Below are 16214 nucleotides of genomic sequence, written 5' to 3' on the forward strand. Positions count from 1 at the left end.
CTCTAGACAATTGTTTCACGCATAATCTTGTCCGAAAAGTCTGCAACTGTTCGGGATTATGCTTTTAGGATAGACGACGATGACCTTTTCCCGCTTCAAAAGCCTGAACCGCACCGCCCTGCTCGGCCTGTCGCTTGTTGTTCTGCCTGCTTCTGCCGGGATGGCTTATGCGGAAGACATTCTGTCGATCGCCACGCCGCCGGAAACGCCAGCCGAAATTAACAATTTCAAGCTAACCGAAGACCTGTTGACGCGCATGGAAAAGATTCATGGCGAACTGGAACGGATGCAGCTTTCGCCTACCTCGGAAGAGGGGCAGGATGCGCAGCCCTCGATGGATTCCATGGTGAAAAGTATCGAATCGCGCCCGCAGGTCGTGGAGCTGATGAAAGCGCAGAACATTGCGCCGCGCGATTATCTTCTCGCCTATTTCGCCATGATGAGCGCTCTGGCCGCCGTCGATGCGGAAGAAGAAGACCAGCTTGTCGATGAAGTGAAGGGGATCAATCCCGAACACGTCGCCTTCGGCAAGCAATATGGTGACCGCATCCGCGATCTGATCGGCGAGTAGTCTCTTCCCGCACCCAGCGCGCGCCCTCATCTTGACCGGTGCTTCCACCTCCTCAGGAGGATGAGGCTGGAGCCAGTCAAGCTTTCTGCCTCAACAGTCGCAGCGCATTGATCGTCACCAGCACGGTTGCGCCGGTATCAGCCAGAATGGCGGGCCACAGCCCGGTTATGCCCAGCACGGTGGTAACCAGGAAGACAGCCTTCAAGCCGAGCGCAATGGTGATATTCTGATGAATATTACGCATGGTGCGCTTCGACAGATCGACCATCGCCACCACATCGCCGACCCGGCCATGAAGCACGGCTGCATCCGCTGTTTCCAGCGCCACATCGGTCCCGCCACCCATGGCGATACCAACATCGGCGGCGGCAAGAGCGGGCGCATCGTTGATACCGTCGCCAACCTTGGCAACAACCTGCCCCTCACCCCGCAATTCGCCGACAATGCGCTGCTTGTCTTCGGGCAGCAATTCGGCTCGCACATCGATGCCCAGATCGCGCCCGATGGCTTCCGCTGTGCGGCGATTATCGCCCGTCAGCATAACCGTGCGAATACCGGCATCTTTCAGCGCCTTGAGACCCGCAATAGCGTCGGCGCGCGGTTCGTCACGCATGGCGATGGCACCAGCGATCTTGCCGCCAGCGACCAGCACCGAAACCGTCTTGCCATCGTCATTGCAGGCGGCGATGCGTGCGGCCAGTTCATCAGAAACAGCTGCCACGTCGTTTGCAGCCTTTCGCGACCCGAGAAACAGTTCGGTCCCATTCGCAACACCGGAAACGCCCTTGCCGCCATGCGCTTTACCCTGCGCGACGGCAGAAAGCTTCAACCCACGCTCTTCCGCAGCCGACACGATGGCCAGCGCCAGCGGATGGCTTGAGCCAGCATCGAGCGATGCCGCAAGGCGCAACACCTCGTCCTCCGGCAGAGCACCGGCAAGAACATCCGTAACCTTCGGCTTGCCTTCGGTCAGCGTACCAGTCTTGTCGAAGCAGGCGGCGGTGATCTTGCCGATGGTTTCAAGCACAGCGCCGCCCTTCATGAGAAGGCCGCGCCGGGCGCCCGACGACAGGGCCGCAGCGATTGCAGCCGGTGTGGAAATGACCAGCGCGCAAGGGCAACCGATCAGCAGAATCGCAAGACCCTTATAGATCCACTCGCCCCATTCAGCTCCCGCCACCAGAGGCGGCAGAACAGCCACGAGTGCGGCAACCACCACCACGCCAGGTGTATACCAGGTCGAGAAGCGGTTGATGAAGCGTTCGGTCGGGGCCTTGGCTTCCTGGGCTTCCTCCACCAGTCGCACGACGCGCGCAATGGTATTGTCCTGCGCCTCTGCCGTAACTTTCACACGCAGCAGACCATCGCCATTGATCGTGCCAGCGAAAACCGTGTCGTCCACGCCCTTGCCAACCGGCGTGCTTTCACCGGTAACCGGCGCTTCATCGATAGCGCTTTCGCCGGACAGGATTTCACCATCCGCCGGCATTCGGTCGCCGGGTCGCACGGAAATGATATCGCCTACAGCAAGGCTGTCGGCGGCAACTTCCGTGGTCGCGCCATTACGCTCCAGAAAGGCGGTCTTCGGGACAAGGGCAGTCAGCGACTGGATGCTGGCCCGGGCCTTGCCCGCCGCGACACCTTCCAGCAATTCACCAACGAGGAACAGGAACACGACCGCCGCCGCTTCCTCGGTCGCACCGATGAAGACCGCGCCAATGGCGGCAATCGTCATCAGCATTTCGATGGAAAACGGCGTACCATTGATCGCAGCCATATAGGCGCGCTTGGCAATAGGCACGAGCCCGATCAGCATCGCCGCTGTAAAGGCCCACAGAGCGACCGGCGGATAAAGATGACCGATCACATAGGCCGCAACCAGACCGCCGCCACAGATAAGCATCGTGCGGCCCTTGTCCGTCCGCCACCATGGCAGAGGCTTGGATGGTGCACTGGCCTTCGGCGCATCTACGGATGGAGCTGCGGCGAGCGCGGTTTTATAACCCAGCCCTGTGACCTTTCCGGCGATTTCGTCGCTGTTTGCGGAGCCGTCATGATTGACGGTCATGGTCCCGTTGGTCACGGAAACAGACACATCGCTGACGCCTGCAACACGCCGTACAGCCGTGTCGATCTTCGCAGCGCAGGAAGCACAATCAATGCCCGCCACCTGAAAACGGAAGCTGCTGGACGATGCCGCTATCACCTTTTCCAAGGCTTGTTCATGCGCATGATCGTGCCCGGAATGATCGTGATCATGTGTGGAATGGTCGTGTCCGGAGTGGTCGTGCCCAGAATGGTCGTGATTGTGATCATGACCGTCACAGCTCCCATGGTCATGGTCGTGCGCATGCGCATCAGCCTTGGGCGCTGCGGCGCGCTTTTCAACGGCCAACCGTTCGACGCCATAGCCAAGGCTACGCACCTTCTTTTCCATGCTGTCCGGATCGCTGCTGCCATCATGCTGCACGGTCATCGTGCCAGCCGTCACCGAAACGGAGACGTCCTTCACGCCCGGCACGCGGCGTATGGCGGTATCAATCTTGGTCGCGCAGGATGCACAATCCATGCCGTCAACGCGAAAACGAATCTGGTTTATTGCCTTATTCATGACCTGCCCTTTCGGAGCACTCTTGAATTGTCCTGAACGAGGTCTACATCCTCTAGCGACTAGAGGAGCAAGAGGAAAATGACAACCAACCTTCCCATCGGCGAAGCTTCCAAGGCCAGCGGCGTCAAAGTGCCGACAATTCGCTATTATGAGCAGATCGGTCTGCTGCCGGTGCCCCCGCGCACGGAGGGCAATCGCCGCCTTTATGACAAGAGCGACGTCGAGCGGCTTTTGTTCATCCGCCACGCGCGCGATCTGGGATTCGAGGTGGATTCAATCCGCACATTGCTCGACTTGCAGGACAATCCGGATCAGTCATGCGCCACGGCCGACGCTATTGCCCGCGCCCGGCTTATTGAAGTCGAGCATCGTATCGCCAAGCTTCTGTCCCTGAAGACGGAACTGCAACGGATGCTGGAATGCACCGCGCATGGCCGCATCGACCAATGCAGGGTCATCGAAATTCTGGGCAATCACGACGAATGCCTGCATCCGGCGCACTGAGGCGCTAATTCACCTTCTCGAAGCGCGAGGCGGAAATCTTCAGCGTTCCGATCTGCGTACCGATTCGCGCCACGACTGGCGCATAGATGCCCGAATTGCCTAATGAGGCGAAGGAAACGCTGATCCGGCTCTTATTGGCCAGATAGTCAATCGACTTCTTGCCCTTCTGATAGCCGGAAATCGGAATGAACTTGGCCGAGCAGATGACCGACTCGCCGGTAAAGCCATCAGCGGTGAACGATTCGGTGCCGTTGAAGGAAAGCTTGATATCGGCCCGTGTCTGCCCGTCAAACACGCTCAGCGTGCGATTGCAGACCGAACTCGGATCGGTAGCGGGAATCATCAAAGCGCTCAGCGCATCGCTGACATTGAGCAGATCCTGCGGTGAAGTCTCTACCCATGGATCGCGCTTTTTCACTGGCGGCTGGTTTTCCGCAGCCACGACATTGCCATTGGCAAATCGAATGGTCGTGCGCTTGTTTTTCCGTCCATGCTTGTAATTGAGATCGAAGGTGCTCGGAATCACCTTCCCTTTGACCGCATTGCCGGTGACATGCACGGTTCCGGCGGTGTCATCGAAGACGCGCGCGAGGCCGGAAGTCTTGAAATTGCCGTTCAGATTATATCGGGAACCGCTGACCGTTGTCTCGGTGGCGGCGCGCGCGATGGAAAGGCCGAAAATCGATATCTCGTAATCGGTTCTGTAGAGATCGTCCGCCTGTGCTACCCCTGCGCTCAGCGCGAAACCTGCGCATGACAACAGAACAAGCCGTTTCAGCCGATTCCGTACAGGTTTCAATAAAAGTGGCGGCTCGATCATATTCGGCGTTCCTTTCTGCGTCCCGGCCCGGAAGTGGCGGCCTATGGTTTTCAACCACATTGAGCTGTCAAAAAGTTGCGAGAGATTCTTCGATACAGTATCTGTGCAACAGGCAAAACCGGCGAAGTTATGATCGTATCGTTTCGTGAAGGCGATCTGAATGCCGTAAAACCGCGCTGTTACGGCTTCGCGGCGGAATCTCACTTGACTGCCAGCGCTCCTGTCACTATAGAAACGCGACTTTCCCAATAGGCCGCCTGTCCGAAATCGCGCGCCAGCAGCATTAAGTTGCTTTGAATGCTTGAATTCGGACATTCGGGTCGGGGCCTGAGAAAACAAAATTGAAGGTGAGACCAAAATGTCCCGCGCTTGTGAATTGACCGGCAAGTCGGTCCAGTACGGCAACAATGTCAGCCACGCGAACAACAAGACGCGTCGCCGCTTTCTGCCGAACCTCTGCAACGTTACGCTGATCTCTGAAGCACTCGGCCAGAGCTATCGTCTGCGCGTTTCTGCCAACGCTCTGCGTTCGGTTGAACATCGCGGCGGCCTCGACGCTTTCCTCGTCAAGTCTGACGACAAGGAACTGTCGCAGCGCGCTCGTCTTCTGAAGCGCCAGATCGCGAAGAAGCAGGCTGAAGCTGTTGCTGCCTAAGCAATAATCCTGAAAGGCCGCTGGCCTTTCGAATAGGATTTTGCTTCAGACAGAGCACAACACATATCCCGAATGGTTTTCGGATATATGTGTTGTAAGAATACAGTCTTGAAGATTTGACAAAAAAGGCTGACATTTTGTCGGCCTTTTTTGCTGGTTCCATCACCCAGGATAAAAAAATGCCTATTGAGAATCCTGCATTTTCCCGGCTTTTGCCGGCTGTACTGGCCATGTGCGTTGCGGTCGCCGCATCGAATATTCTGGTTCAGTATCCTTTCCAGCATTTCGGCCTTGGCGAAGTGCTGACCTATGGCGCCTTCACCTATCCGGTAGCATTTCTGGTCAATGACCTGACGAATCGTCGCTTCGGCCCCGCCGCCGCGCGCAAGGTCGTCTATGCCGGTTTCGTGCTCGGTGTCGTGATGTCGATCTGGCTCGCAACGCCGCGTATCGCCATCGCTTCGGGCTCGGCCTTTCTGCTGGCACAGCTGATGGACATCACCGTCTTCGACCGTCTGCGTCGCAAGACTTGGTGGAAGGCGCCCTTTGCCGCCGCCATGTTCGGCTCGGTGCTGGATACGATCCTGTTCTTCTCGATCGCTTTTGCCGCACAATTCGCATGGATCGATATGCTGACGGGAATGCCTGATTCGTCATTGACGGAACCGGCATCGTTCCTCGGCCTTGGCGTGCCTCTCTGGGCATCGCTCGCCTTCGGCGATTTCTTCGTGAAGGTCATCATGGGAACGCTGATGCTGATTCCCTATGGCGCGATCCTCGCCATATTCGCCCCGTCGCTTTATTCATCGGGTCGGGCGACTGTAGAAAAGGCATAAAAAAGGGGCTCGTGAGCCCCTTTTATTTTAGAGCATTTCCAGCAAAAGTGCGAAGCGCCTACGCGGGGAAATCAGTCCACTGGACTGATTTCTAATCCCGCTTCGATGCGTCGGATAATGCGTCGAAACAAATAGATAGAGCGGTTCCACGATTCCGTTTTAACCGGAACCGCCCTAGCGTCGTCCGCCAGCCCGGCGTTTGCCGTTACCGGCTGCGGCCGCGCCCTGTTCCTCGAACAGGGATGCAAGCTGCTCGGTCATGGCGCCTGCCAGCTCTTCCGCATCGACAATCGTCACGGCGCGACGGTAATAGCGCGTCACGTCATGGCCGATACCGATAGCGATCAGCTCGACCGGCGAACGTGTTTCAATCTCTTCAATCACTGCGCGCAGATGGCGTTCCAGATAGTTGCCCGGATTGACCGACAGCGTCGAATCGTCGACCGGCGCGCCATCGGAGATCATCATCAGGATCTTGCGCTGCTCGGGACGGCCCAACAGGCGCTGATGCGCCCAGATCAGTGCCTCACCGTCAATATTTTCCTTGAGGAGGCCTTCACGCATCATCAGGCCAAGATTGCGCCGTGCACGACGCCATGGCGCGTCAGCGCTCTTATAGACGATGTGGCGCAGATCGTTGAGACGACCCGGATTGGCTGGCTTGCCGCGTGACAGCCAGGCTTCGCGCGACTGACCACCCTTCCAGGCCTTGGTCGTGAAGCCGAGAATTTCCACCTTGACGCCGCAACGCTCCAGCGTGCGGGCAAGAATATCGGCGCAGGTGGCCGCAACCGTGATCGGACGACCACGCATGGAGCCGGAATTATCCAGAACCAGCGTCACGACTGTATCGCGGAAATCCGTGTCGCGCTCCATCTTGTAGGACAGAGGCTGGGTCGGATCGATCACGATACGCACGAGACGAGCCGAATCGAGATAGCCCTCTTCCAGATCGAAATCCCAGGAACGGCTCTGCTGCGCCATCAGGCGGCGCTGGAGACGATTGGCCAGACGGCCCACCACACCCTGCAAATTGGCAAGCTGCTTGTCGAGGAAGCCGCGCAGACGGTCGAGCTCAGCCTCGTCGCACAGGTCCGTCGCCTCGACCTCTTCATCGAATTCTCGTGTGAAAACCTTATAGTCGATCTGCTCGGCAAAATTGCCGAAAGGCTGGTTGGGACGACGCGTATCACCCGGCGTTTCCGCGTCGATATCCTCGCTCTCGTCCATATCGTCAGCGGATGCGTCGGCAGCATCCATCTCGCCCTGCTCGCCTTCTTCGCTCGAGCTGTCGGATTCTTCGCTTTCAGCGGAATCGGAGCCTTCCTGGCTCTCGTCGCCGCCTTCCTCGTTCTCGTCGGAATCGGGCGTCTGTTCTTCGTTCTGTTCCTGATCGTCGCTCGGCTCTTCCTGCGACAGCTCTTCAGCCATGTCCATCGATGCGAGCATATCGCGCACAGTGCGTGCAAAAGCCTGCTGATCGTCGAGGTTTTCACCCAGACGCGCCAGATCGCCGCCAGCCTTCTGCTCGATCCAGTCGCGCCACAGCTCCAGCACCTGACCCGCTTCAGCAGGTGCTGCCCGTCCGGTCAGTTTTTCGCGCAAGAGCAGCGACACCGCTTCCTCAAGCGGCGCATCTTCCTTGTCCGTAACAGCCGAGAAATTGGCCTTGGCATATTTGTCTGCCAGCATGGTCGCCAGATTATCGGCAACGCCAGCCATGGCGCGCGCGCCGATTGCCTCGACACGGGCCTGCTCAACGGCGTCATAAATGGCGCGCGCCTGTTTGCCTTCCGGCGCGAGCTGCGCATGAATGCGGGGATTGTGGCGCGCCTGACGCAGCGCCATCGAGTCGCCAAGGCCACGCGTAACCGCAATATCATGCGCGGTCGGGCGCTTCGGCAGATCGGGCAGTCGGGCGCGATTGGCCGTCAGAGCGGGGCGATCATTGCTGAACGCTACTTCCAGCTCGTTTTCGCCGGAAATGGCGCGCATGCAAGCCGTTACCGCGCGCTTGAACGGCTCGGAGTCCACTGGCCCCGGCTTGCGCTCACGCGAATTGTCGCCCATTCCTGACATCTGGCCTGACATATGCCTATCCTGCTTCCCATCAAATCAAGGCCCTGCCGCCATAGCGGCGACAGGTATCATCAATTTTCCTCATGCTTGTCTTTGCCCTGAAAGCGGTCTCCGCTTTCAGGAGAACAGCATCAGGCCAGAACGATATTGGCTGCCGATTCCGGCAGTTCGGTACCGAAGGCGCGCTGATAGAACTCAGCCACCGTCGCACGTTCCAGTTCATCGCACTTGTTGAGGAAGGTCAGGCGGAAGGCAAAACCGACATCATTGCCGAAGATCGCAGCATTTTCAGCCCAGGTGATGACCGTACGCGGGCTCATCACGGTCGAAAGATCGCCGTTGATGAAAGCCTGACGGGTCATGTCGGCAACGCGAACCATCTTGTTGACGATCTCGCGGCCTTCCGCATTCTGGAACTGCTTGGCCTTGGCGAGAACGATGTTCACTTCGTTGTCGTGCGGCAGATAGTTCAGCGTCGTCACGATGGACCAACGATCCATCTGCGCCTGATTGATCTGCTGCGTGCCATGATAAAGGCCGGTCGTATCGCCGAGGCCCACCGTATTGGCAGTCGCGAACAGACGGAAAGCCGGGTGCGGATGAATAACGCGGCTCTGGTCGAGCAGCGTGAGGCGGCCGGAGGTTTCCAGCACGCGCTGGATCACGAACATCACATCCGGACGACCGGCATCATATTCGTCGAACACAAGCGCGACATTGTGCTGGTAAGCCCAGGGCAGAATGCCTTCCTTGAATTCCGTGACCTGCACGCCGTCCTTGACGACGATGGCATCCTTGCCGACGAGGTCGATACGGCTGACATGGCTGTCGAGATTGACGCGGACGCAAGGCCAGTTCAGGCGCGATGCAACCTGTTCGATATGGGTCGATTTACCCGTGCCGTGATAGCCCGAAACCATCACGCGGCGGTTATAGGCAAAACCGGCCAGGATCGCGAGCGTCGTCTGACGGTCGAAAAGATAATCCGGATCACGCTCCGGCACATAGGAGTCGCCCGCCGCATAGGCCGGTACTTTCATGTCGGAATCAATTCCGAACACTTCACGCACCGAAACCATCGTATCCGGCAAATTGGCTATATCCCGCTCAACCTTGTTCATCATGCCTCCAGGGCGGCAGGACTGTCCGGCCGCGACATCCAAGTATCATCCGGGGCATGAGGTCCGGCAAGCCGGTGGTATGCCCCTTCCGTCGTTCGTTGCGGGCATCCATGCTTGAATCCGCGCTTGGCAGCACGGCAGGAGAATGTCCGTCAGAGCATTTTGCAGCCAAATGACAACATCTGGCGTCGCATAAATGCGGCTTGAGCCACAGCTCGACTTAATCAATCGAAAACCGGCCAGTTCAAGACTGGCCGAGCCCTCATGCTCTAGCAAAAACCTGCCTGCTTGAGCAATTGGTAAGCCTGAATGACATCGCGGAATCTCTCTTCAGAACCGCGGTCACCACCATTCGCATCGGGATGGTGCTGTTTTACCAGCTCTTTATAGCGCGCCTTAATCTTATCGCTAGTCGAATTTGGTTCAAGTCCGAGTGTAGCGAGCGCTTTGATTTCCAGCGTGCGCGGCTTGCGCTTGGCTGTCGCCCCCGGTTCCTGACCCTTGGCTTCCTTCACGAAATTGAACGGATCGCGAATGCGATTGTGATAGGAAGCCGATCCGGAGCGCATCTTTGCCACGTCCGGCGAGGTGCGCGCCTTCGCCGTCGAATTCGCCGTCGTGGACCAGGTTGGACGATGGCCAGTGACCGCGTCCTTCTGGAACTTGGCGATATCTCCATCGGCAAGGCCGGAGAAATAGTTGAAATTCTTATTATATTCCCGCACGTGATCGATGCAGAAGTGGAAATATTCCCCTTCGCGCATGCGTCCGACCGGCGCGCGATGCGTGCCAGGCTTGTCACAACCGTCCCACTGACAGCAGGGTCCACTGGACTTGGCCTGCTGCGTCTTCTTCGGGCGAATGCGGATACTGTCGAAAAGTTTGGAGTTCGTGGTCATCGAATCAATTATGCGGATTAAGGGGTTGCTAAACAAGAATTGACATTTCGTCCGGTTGGGCTTTTAGCCATTTCAACAGGGCGAAATTTTGAAGCGGATTAGTTTCCTGTGCGGATTTGCCCCACCTTGGGCCGTCGGGGCTTGAGTCTATATGAAGCACAGCGTGTATATGGGGAGAACCAGCCCAAATGTCCATTCACAATAGCAAACAAGACGTGATGCAAGCAAAGCTTACAACAGCTTTCGCGCCAGAACGGCTTGAAATCATTAATGAAAGCCATCTTCACGCTGGCCATCATCATCACGACAGCGATCATCAAGCAGCTTTCGACGGCTCAGGCGAAACGCATTTTCGCGTCCGTATCGTCTCCGATGCCTTCACGGGCCTGAGTCGCGTTCAACGCCATCGCGCCATCAACGAAGTCCTCAAGGACGAATTGAACAACGGCGTTCATGCATTGGCGCTGGAACCGTCCGCGCCCGGCGAACCGACGCGCCGCTGATCCTGCCCATTTAGGTACGCGGCGGCAGAACGCCAACGGCGACGATTGGTTTTCCATCGGCATCGAGCGTTACGATACGCAAACGCGTCAGGCGGTTTTTCTCCTTTTTCAACACGGAGAACCGCTTGCCGTGAAAGGTGAAGGCCTGCTTCACTTCCGGGATAGACTGAGTTTCATGAATGACCAGCCCGGCAATCGTCGTCGCTTCCTCATCGGGCAGCGACCAGTCGAGCGCCCGGTTGAGATCGCGAATCGGCAGTGATCCGTCGACAATGAACGAACCGTCCGGTTGCAGGCGGACACCCTGCATGTCGATATCGTGCTCATCGGCAATATCACCGACGATTTCTTCCAGAATGTCTTCCAGCGTCACCAGACCCTGCACATCGCCATATTCGTCCACGACGATGGCAATGTGCGCCTTGCGGCGCAAAAAGGCGTTCAGCTGGTCCTGCAAGGTCGTTGTGTCCGGCACGAACCACGGCTTGCTAGCCACTTTCATGATGTCGATGCGGCTAAAGTCATTATCGACATCATAAAGCGCCCGCACCAGATCCTTGGTGTGAATAATGCCGACGATATTGTCGATATCGTTGCGCCAGACCGGCATGCGCGTGTGCGGGCTCGCCAGAATATCGCCGACGATCTGCTCGGCGGGCGCATCGGCATTGATGGTTCCCATCGCCGTGCGGTGCACCATGACGTCGCTGACTTCCAGCTCCTTGAGATCGAGAAGACCGCCCAGCTGGTCGCGGTCTTCCTTGATCACCGAACCGTCGCGATGTAGCACTTCCACCGCGCCACGCAATTCGTCATGCGCCGAAAGCATCGAGCGGCCAGCCGCGAGATTGATGCCGAACAGCCGCAGGATTGTACGCACGATCCAGTTGATCGCCGTCGAAATCGGGCCGATCACCGAGACCACCACGGAAACGGCGCGCGCCACTGCCAGCGAAAAGCGATCTGGCGCGGAAATCGCCCAGGATTTCGGCAGTACCTCGGCGAAGATCACCAGAATGACCGTCATGGCGATGGTGGCATAGGCCACACCGGCATCGCCAAAGAAGGTGAGGAAAATGCTGGTCGCGATCGAGGATGCGAGAATATTGGCGAGATTATTCCCGATCAGCAGCGCGCCGATCAGCCGGTCGCGCCTGCCGATCAATTGCTGCACCACTTCGGCGCGCTCGTCGCCCTGATTTTCCAGCGAATGCATGCGCGCACGGGATGCGGCGGTCAGCGCCGTTTCGGAACCGGAGAAAAAGGCCGACAGAATGACACAAAGCAGGATGATCCCGCACATGATCCAGAGTTCGAAAACCATCCCATCGATCTCCTTTTCCGTCCGCGCCGACCGGTTGCGCTATGAGAATTATGCAGTAGCCAGACGTTCCTTCAGAAACTCCAGCACGGCAGCAGGCGGTACATCCTTGGCAATGAAGGACTGGCCGATACCATGCGTCAGAATGAAGGTGAGCGCGCCCCGCGCCACTTTCTTGTCCTGCGCGATATAGTCCATCAGCTTTTCAGCAGGCGGCAAGCCGCCCGGAACGTCGGACAGCGCGGTCGGGAGGCCTACGGCCTTCAGATGCGCCTCAACCCGCTCCACCGCTTCCACGCCGGCCAGATTCATCTTCACCGAGAAACGATGCGCCAGCGCCATGCCAATGGCCACGCCCTCACCATGCACCAGACGGCTGGAATCGTAGCCCGTCGCCGTTTCCAGCGCATGGCCGAATGTATGGCCCAGATTGAGAAGCGCACGGTCGCCCGTTTCGCGCTCGTCGCGCGCCACAACGGCAGCCTTCGAACGGCAGGATTCGGCAATGGCTTCGGTTCGCGCCGCACCACCAGCAAAAACTTCATGCCAGTTCTTCTCCAGCCAGGCAAAGAAATCCGGGCGGTCGATAAGTCCATATTTGGCGACTTCCGCATAACCGGCCCGGAATTCACGCGGGCTCAGCGTATCCAGCACATCCGTATCGGCAAGCACCAGCTGCGGCTGGTAGAAGACGCCAACGAGGTTCTTGCCATAAGCGGTGTTGATGCCCGTCTTGCCGCCAACCGACGAATCCACCTGCGCCAGAAGCGATGTCGGCATCTGCACGAAATTCATGCCGCGTCGCACAATACCCGCCACGAAGCCGGACAGGTCGCCCACGACGCCGCCGCCAAAAGCTACCAGCGCATCGCCGCGCTCCAGCCGGGCAGCCAGAATGGCATTGGTGACGGTTTCAAGCATCGCGAAGGATTTGGACTTTTCGCCAGGTGCGACAACAACCGGCGTCGCTTCTATGCCCGCCTGATTGAAACTTGCCGTCAGCCGTTCGAGATGCGCCTTGGCGACATTTTCATCGGTGACGATGGCAACGCGCGCGCCCTTCAGCCGCTTGGCAACTTCCACCCCTGCACGGTCGACGAGGCCCTTGCCGATGAGGATATCGTAAGAGCGCTCTCCCAGCGAAACCGGAACGGTGACACTGTCATGTGCGGGCGAAGGCGCGTTCATGCTTATTCTCCAGTCGATTTTCCCGTGGTCCGGTTTCTGCAAGGCAATCCTCGCTTAGGCCAATCAGTCCGCGAACTGCCGTTTTTCCAGATGCTGCGCGAGAACCTCGATCAGCTCGTCGGCAATGATTTCTTTCTTCTCTTCGCGCGTCATCATTTGCAGATCGGCGAGCGCGTAAACGGGATAGCGCTCGTTCATCAGTTTCTGCATGACGGCGCGTGGATCGCTGTTGCGAAGAAGCGGCCGGTTCTGGCGGCGTGAAACCCTGTCCATCAGCACATCGATATCGGCATTGAGCCAGATGGAGATGCCCGCCGCGGAGACAGCGGCGCGCGTTTCGGCATTCATATATGCGCCGCCCCCGGTAGCAAGCACCATCGGGCCGTCATCGAGAAGACGCAGGATAACCCGGCGTTCGAGATCGCGGAATTCAACCTCGCCATAAGCTTCGAACAGTTCGGGAATCGTCATGCGCGAGACGGCTTCGATCTCCGTATCGGCATCGCGAAAAGGAAGACCGAGCATCGAAGCCATTTTGCGACCGATGGTAGACTTGCCAGCGCCCATCAGTCCGACCAGCACCAGAACCTTCGTACCGAGCAGACCACGGATAGCGTCGGCCCGCCCATGGAGCCCCGCCTTCTCATGTAGATTGGCTTGTTTTTCTATACTGCTCATCAACCTCATCCATTTGGGATGGTTCCACATGAAAAACCGGGCTGCGTCAATTGCTTTCATGGAATCTGAAAGCAGGAATGGCGGCTTTTTGCAGCGATGCCACCGACATTCTTGCTTTCATCGCAATGCCGCATCATAAACGACATATGCCTACGCTGACGCGCCTCATCGCTTTCGTCGTCGTGATCGCAGCCATTGCCTATGCTGCGATGTATGCGCTTGCGAATTTTGTCACGCCGCAGACCCAGGAAATGAAGGTGGAAATTCCGGCTTCCAAATTGAAGCCTGTGCCGATTGCGCCGACGTCTTCGGCTGGTGGAACGGCCTCGACGGAGGAACCGGCAGCGGAGACAACCACGCCTTCAACGCAAACCGATCCCCAGGCCAAACCCTAGGAATGACGATGCGCGCATCTCTGGCGATTGAAAATTTCCTTGAAATGATGAGCGCCGAACGGGGCGCTGCGGGCAACACGCTCGAATCCTATGCCCGCGACCTGCAAATGACCGCGGAAGCCCTTGGCGAGCGCGGCATCAATCTCGCAGAAGCGCAAGCTGATCATATCCGCTCGGTTCTGGACGGCATGGCGACGGAAGGTTTTGCCGCGACATCGCAGGCGCGCCGCCTGTCCGCGCTGCGCCAGTTCTTTCGGTTTCTCTATTCGGAAGGCTATCGTCAGGACGACCCCACCGGGGTCATCGATGCGCCAAAAAAGCAGAAGCCTCTGCCCAAGATCATGAGCGTCGATCAGGTCACGCGCCTTCTCGACCGTGCCGCGCTGGAAGCAAGCGAAGCCACCGAGCAAGGCGAGCGTATCAAGGCGCTGCGGCTTCATGCGCTGATCGAAACGCTCTATGCGACGGGCTTGCGTGTTTCAGAGCTGGTGGGTCTGCCGGTGCGCGTTGCCCGCACCGATCACCGTTTCCTGCTGGTGCGCGGCAAAGGTTCGAAGGACCGCATGGTGCCCCTGTCGCCCAAGGCGCGGGATGCGCTGCAAGCCTTCCTGACCTTGCGCGATTCCTTGCCCGCCAGTGACGAGAACCCATGGCTGTTTCCGGCCTTCTCGGAAAGCGGACATCTGGCGCGACAGGTTTTTGCCCGAGAGCTGAAAGGGCTTGCCGCCCGCGCCAATCTTTCCGCTGCCGCCATTTCACCCCATGTTTTGCGCCATGCCTTTGCCAGCCATCTTTTGCAAAATGGCGCTGATTTGCGCACAGTGCAGCAATTGCTCGGCCACGCAGATATCTCGACCACGCAGATTTATACGCATGTGCTTGAGGAAAGGCTGCATAAACTGGTCAGTGAGCATCATCCGCTTGCCGATTGAGCCTGCTCCGGTTATGAGAAAGTCAAAATTTGCAAGTTGAGCCCGCAGTGAATATGTAAAGCGCCGTAAAACAGCCTTCTTCAGGCACGCAATTGCGGCGAGCTCATTAGAAACGCACGAACAGTCAGGCCCGATGTACAACTATCTCGATTTTGAAAAACCCGTCGCCGATCTCGAAGGCCAGATTCTTGAGCTGAAGAAGCTCGCGCAGGAACAAGGCAGCGTTGAGATGAGCGACGAGATTCGCCGCCTCGAGAAGCGTTCGGCTGATGCGCTGAAAGATATCTATCGCAAGCTGACCCCTTGGCAGAAGGCGCAGATCGCCCGTCACCCGGATCGTCCGCATTGCCTCGAATATATCGACCGGCTGTTTACGGAATTCACGCCTTTGGCCGGTGATCGCCAGTTCGCCAATGACGAGGCGTTGCAGGCAGGCTTTGCCCGTTTCAACGGACAGCCCGTTGCCATTCTCGGTCAGGAAAAGGGCTCGGACACCAAGACGCGCCTGAAGCACAATTTCGGCTCGGCCCGTCCGGAAGGCTACCGCAAGGCCGTCCGCATCATGGAAATGGCCGACCGTTTCCAGCTGCCGCTGATCACGCTGGTTGATACGGCAGGCGCCTATCCGGGCGTCAGCGCCGAAGAACGCGGCCAGGCGGAAGCCATTGCCCGCTCCACCGCCGAATGCCTGCGTCTGCGCGTACCAGTGGTCTCGATCATCATCGGCGAAGGCGGTTCGGGCGGCGCAATCGCGATCGCCGTCGCCAATCGCGTCTATATGCTCGAACATTCGATCTATTCGGTCATCTCGCCGGAAGGTGCTGCCTCGATCCTGTGGCATGATTCCACCCGTGCGAAGGATGCCGCCTCCAACATGCGCATCACCGCGCAGGATCTGTTCGATCTCAAGGTCATCGACGGCATTATTCCTGAGCCGCTCGGCGGCGCGCATCGCGGCAAGGAAGCCGTCATCGATGCAGCGGGCGACATGATCACGGCATCGTTACGCTCGATGAAAGATATCGACGGCGAGACCCTGAAGCAGGAACGCCGTCAGAAATTCCTCCAGATCGGTCGTAACCTCTAATAAAACCCCTGTCT

The 16214-nt window shown here is 58.1% G+C and carries 16 protein-coding genes; 8 read left to right on the forward strand and 8 right to left on the reverse strand.

The window, feature by feature from the left end; all coding sequences use genetic code 11:
• Positions 1–79: 79 nt before the first annotated feature.
• Entirely contained in the window at positions 80–571 is a 492-nt protein-coding gene (locus ACTJKP_RS00460) for a hypothetical protein (protein WP_440629332.1), read from the forward strand.
• A gap of 76 nt (positions 572–647) precedes the next feature.
• Here the strand turns inward: ACTJKP_RS00460 and ACTJKP_RS00465 are convergent, their stop codons facing one another.
• Positions 648–3182 (reverse strand): heavy metal translocating P-type ATPase, encoded by a 2535-nt coding sequence (locus ACTJKP_RS00465; protein ID WP_440629334.1) that lies wholly within the window; start codon positions 3180–3182, stop codon positions 648–650.
• 78 nt (positions 3183–3260) lie between these two features.
• Here ACTJKP_RS00465 and ACTJKP_RS00470 point away from each other — a divergent pair, with 78 nt between their 5' ends.
• Positions 3261–3686 (forward strand): MerR family transcriptional regulator, encoded by a 426-nt coding sequence (locus ACTJKP_RS00470; RefSeq protein WP_078337583.1) that lies wholly within the window; start codon positions 3261–3263, stop codon positions 3684–3686.
• Between the two features lie 4 nt (positions 3687–3690).
• On the opposite strand, the gene ACTJKP_RS00475 is transcribed toward ACTJKP_RS00470, so the two are convergent.
• Positions 3691–4506: a DUF3108 domain-containing protein gene (locus ACTJKP_RS00475; protein WP_440629335.1), complete on the reverse strand. Its 816-nt coding sequence runs from the start codon at positions 4504–4506 to the stop codon at positions 3691–3693.
• A gap of 358 nt (positions 4507–4864) precedes the next feature.
• Between ACTJKP_RS00475 and rpmB the strand changes: the two genes are divergently transcribed.
• Positions 4865–5161: a 50S ribosomal protein L28 gene (rpmB, locus tag ACTJKP_RS00480; protein ID WP_078337585.1), complete on the forward strand. Its 297-nt coding sequence runs from the start codon at positions 4865–4867 to the stop codon at positions 5159–5161.
• Between the two features lie 179 nt (positions 5162–5340).
• Complete coding sequence (locus ACTJKP_RS00485) at positions 5341–5997, forward strand: queuosine precursor transporter (protein WP_138784146.1); 657 nt, start codon at positions 5341–5343, stop codon at positions 5995–5997.
• 174 nt (positions 5998–6171) lie between these two features.
• Here the strand turns inward: ACTJKP_RS00485 and cobT are convergent, their stop codons facing one another.
• From cobT to ACTJKP_RS00500, 3 genes are all read right to left on the reverse strand, one after another.
• Entirely contained in the window at positions 6172–8088 is a 1917-nt protein-coding gene (gene cobT / locus ACTJKP_RS00490; RefSeq protein WP_440629336.1) for a cobaltochelatase subunit CobT, read from the reverse strand.
• A 119-nt stretch (positions 8089–8207) separates the two neighbouring features.
• Entirely contained in the window at positions 8208–9197 is a 990-nt protein-coding gene (gene cobS / locus ACTJKP_RS00495; RefSeq protein WP_113533776.1) for a cobaltochelatase subunit CobS, read from the reverse strand.
• Positions 9198–9466: 269 nt separating this feature from the next.
• Positions 9467–10096, reverse strand: coding sequence for a J domain-containing protein (locus ACTJKP_RS00500; RefSeq protein WP_078337587.1), 630 nt, complete (start codon positions 10094–10096; stop codon positions 9467–9469).
• 188 nt (positions 10097–10284) lie between these two features.
• Between ACTJKP_RS00500 and ACTJKP_RS00505 the strand changes: the two genes are divergently transcribed.
• A complete protein-coding gene (locus ACTJKP_RS00505; protein ID WP_440629337.1) occupies positions 10285–10599 on the forward strand; it encodes a BolA family protein in 315 nt (104 codons plus the stop codon).
• Between the two features lie 10 nt (positions 10600–10609).
• Here the strand turns inward: ACTJKP_RS00505 and ACTJKP_RS00510 are convergent, their stop codons facing one another.
• From ACTJKP_RS00510 to ACTJKP_RS00520, 3 genes are all read right to left on the reverse strand, one after another.
• Positions 10610–11923: an HlyC/CorC family transporter gene (locus tag ACTJKP_RS00510; protein ID WP_078337589.1), complete on the reverse strand. Its 1314-nt coding sequence runs from the start codon at positions 11921–11923 to the stop codon at positions 10610–10612.
• A 48-nt stretch (positions 11924–11971) separates the two neighbouring features.
• Positions 11972–13108 (reverse strand): 3-dehydroquinate synthase, encoded by a 1137-nt coding sequence (gene aroB / locus ACTJKP_RS00515; RefSeq protein WP_440629338.1) that lies wholly within the window; start codon positions 13106–13108, stop codon positions 11972–11974.
• Positions 13109–13171: 63 nt separating this feature from the next.
• Positions 13172–13786, reverse strand: coding sequence for a shikimate kinase (locus ACTJKP_RS00520; protein WP_078337591.1), 615 nt, complete (start codon positions 13784–13786; stop codon positions 13172–13174).
• 77 nt (positions 13787–13863) lie between these two features.
• Here ACTJKP_RS00520 and ACTJKP_RS00525 point away from each other — a divergent pair, with 77 nt between their 5' ends.
• The 3 genes from ACTJKP_RS00525 to ACTJKP_RS00535 all read left to right on the forward strand — a co-directional run bounded on the left by ACTJKP_RS00525 (position 13864) and on the right by ACTJKP_RS00535 (position 16200).
• Positions 13864–14181 (forward strand): hypothetical protein, encoded by a 318-nt coding sequence (locus tag ACTJKP_RS00525; RefSeq protein WP_440629634.1) that lies wholly within the window; start codon positions 13864–13866, stop codon positions 14179–14181.
• Positions 14182–14189: 8 nt separating this feature from the next.
• On the forward strand, positions 14190–15113 hold the full coding sequence (xerD, locus tag ACTJKP_RS00530) for a site-specific tyrosine recombinase XerD (protein ID WP_078337593.1): 924 nt from the start codon (positions 14190–14192) through the stop codon (positions 15111–15113).
• Positions 15114–15246: 133 nt separating this feature from the next.
• On the forward strand, positions 15247–16200 hold the full coding sequence (locus ACTJKP_RS00535; RefSeq protein WP_078337594.1) for an acetyl-CoA carboxylase carboxyltransferase subunit alpha: 954 nt from the start codon (positions 15247–15249) through the stop codon (positions 16198–16200).
• Positions 16201–16214 lie beyond the last annotated feature (14 nt).

The sequence above is a fragment of the Brucella sp. 22210 genome (assembly GCF_052045675.1).
GTDB lineage: Bacteria > Pseudomonadota > Alphaproteobacteria > Rhizobiales > Rhizobiaceae > Brucella.

What these genes read in the sequence shown, in the direction of transcription:
- aroB (WP_440629338.1), bottom strand. Translation starts at nt 13,108, where the DNA reads ATGAACGCGCCTTCGCCCGCACATGACAGTGTCACCGTTCCGGTTTCG.
- ACTJKP_RS00520 (WP_078337591.1), bottom strand. Translation starts at nt 13,786, where the DNA reads ATGAGCAGTATAGAAAAACAAGCCAATCTACATGAGAAGGCGGGGCTC.
- rpmB (WP_078337585.1), top strand. Translation starts at nt 4,865, where the DNA reads ATGTCCCGCGCTTGTGAATTGACCGGCAAGTCGGTCCAGTACGGCAAC.
- ACTJKP_RS00465 (WP_440629334.1), bottom strand. Translation starts at nt 3,182, where the DNA reads ATGAATAAGGCAATAAACCAGATTCGTTTTCGCGTTGACGGCATGGAT.
- ACTJKP_RS00525 (WP_440629634.1), top strand. Translation starts at nt 13,864, where the DNA reads ATGGCGGCTTTTTGCAGCGATGCCACCGACATTCTTGCTTTCATCGCA.
- ACTJKP_RS00500 (WP_078337587.1), bottom strand. Translation starts at nt 10,096, where the DNA reads ATGACCACGAACTCCAAACTTTTCGACAGTATCCGCATTCGCCCGAAG.
- ACTJKP_RS00460 (WP_440629332.1), top strand. Translation starts at nt 80, where the DNA reads ATGACCTTTTCCCGCTTCAAAAGCCTGAACCGCACCGCCCTGCTCGGC.
- ACTJKP_RS00505 (WP_440629337.1), top strand. Translation starts at nt 10,285, where the DNA reads ATGTCCATTCACAATAGCAAACAAGACGTGATGCAAGCAAAGCTTACA.
- cobS (WP_113533776.1), bottom strand. Translation starts at nt 9,197, where the DNA reads ATGAACAAGGTTGAGCGGGATATAGCCAATTTGCCGGATACGATGGTT.
- ACTJKP_RS00535 (WP_078337594.1), top strand. Translation starts at nt 15,247, where the DNA reads ATGTACAACTATCTCGATTTTGAAAAACCCGTCGCCGATCTCGAAGGC.
- ACTJKP_RS00510 (WP_078337589.1), bottom strand. Translation starts at nt 11,923, where the DNA reads ATGGTTTTCGAACTCTGGATCATGTGCGGGATCATCCTGCTTTGTGTC.
- cobT (WP_440629336.1), bottom strand. Translation starts at nt 8,088, where the DNA reads ATGTCAGGCCAGATGTCAGGAATGGGCGACAATTCGCGTGAGCGCAAG.
- ACTJKP_RS00470 (WP_078337583.1), top strand. Translation starts at nt 3,261, where the DNA reads ATGACAACCAACCTTCCCATCGGCGAAGCTTCCAAGGCCAGCGGCGTC.
- xerD (WP_078337593.1), top strand. Translation starts at nt 14,190, where the DNA reads ATGCGCGCATCTCTGGCGATTGAAAATTTCCTTGAAATGATGAGCGCC.
- ACTJKP_RS00475 (WP_440629335.1), bottom strand. Translation starts at nt 4,506, where the DNA reads ATGATCGAGCCGCCACTTTTATTGAAACCTGTACGGAATCGGCTGAAA.
- ACTJKP_RS00485 (WP_138784146.1), top strand. Translation starts at nt 5,341, where the DNA reads ATGCCTATTGAGAATCCTGCATTTTCCCGGCTTTTGCCGGCTGTACTG.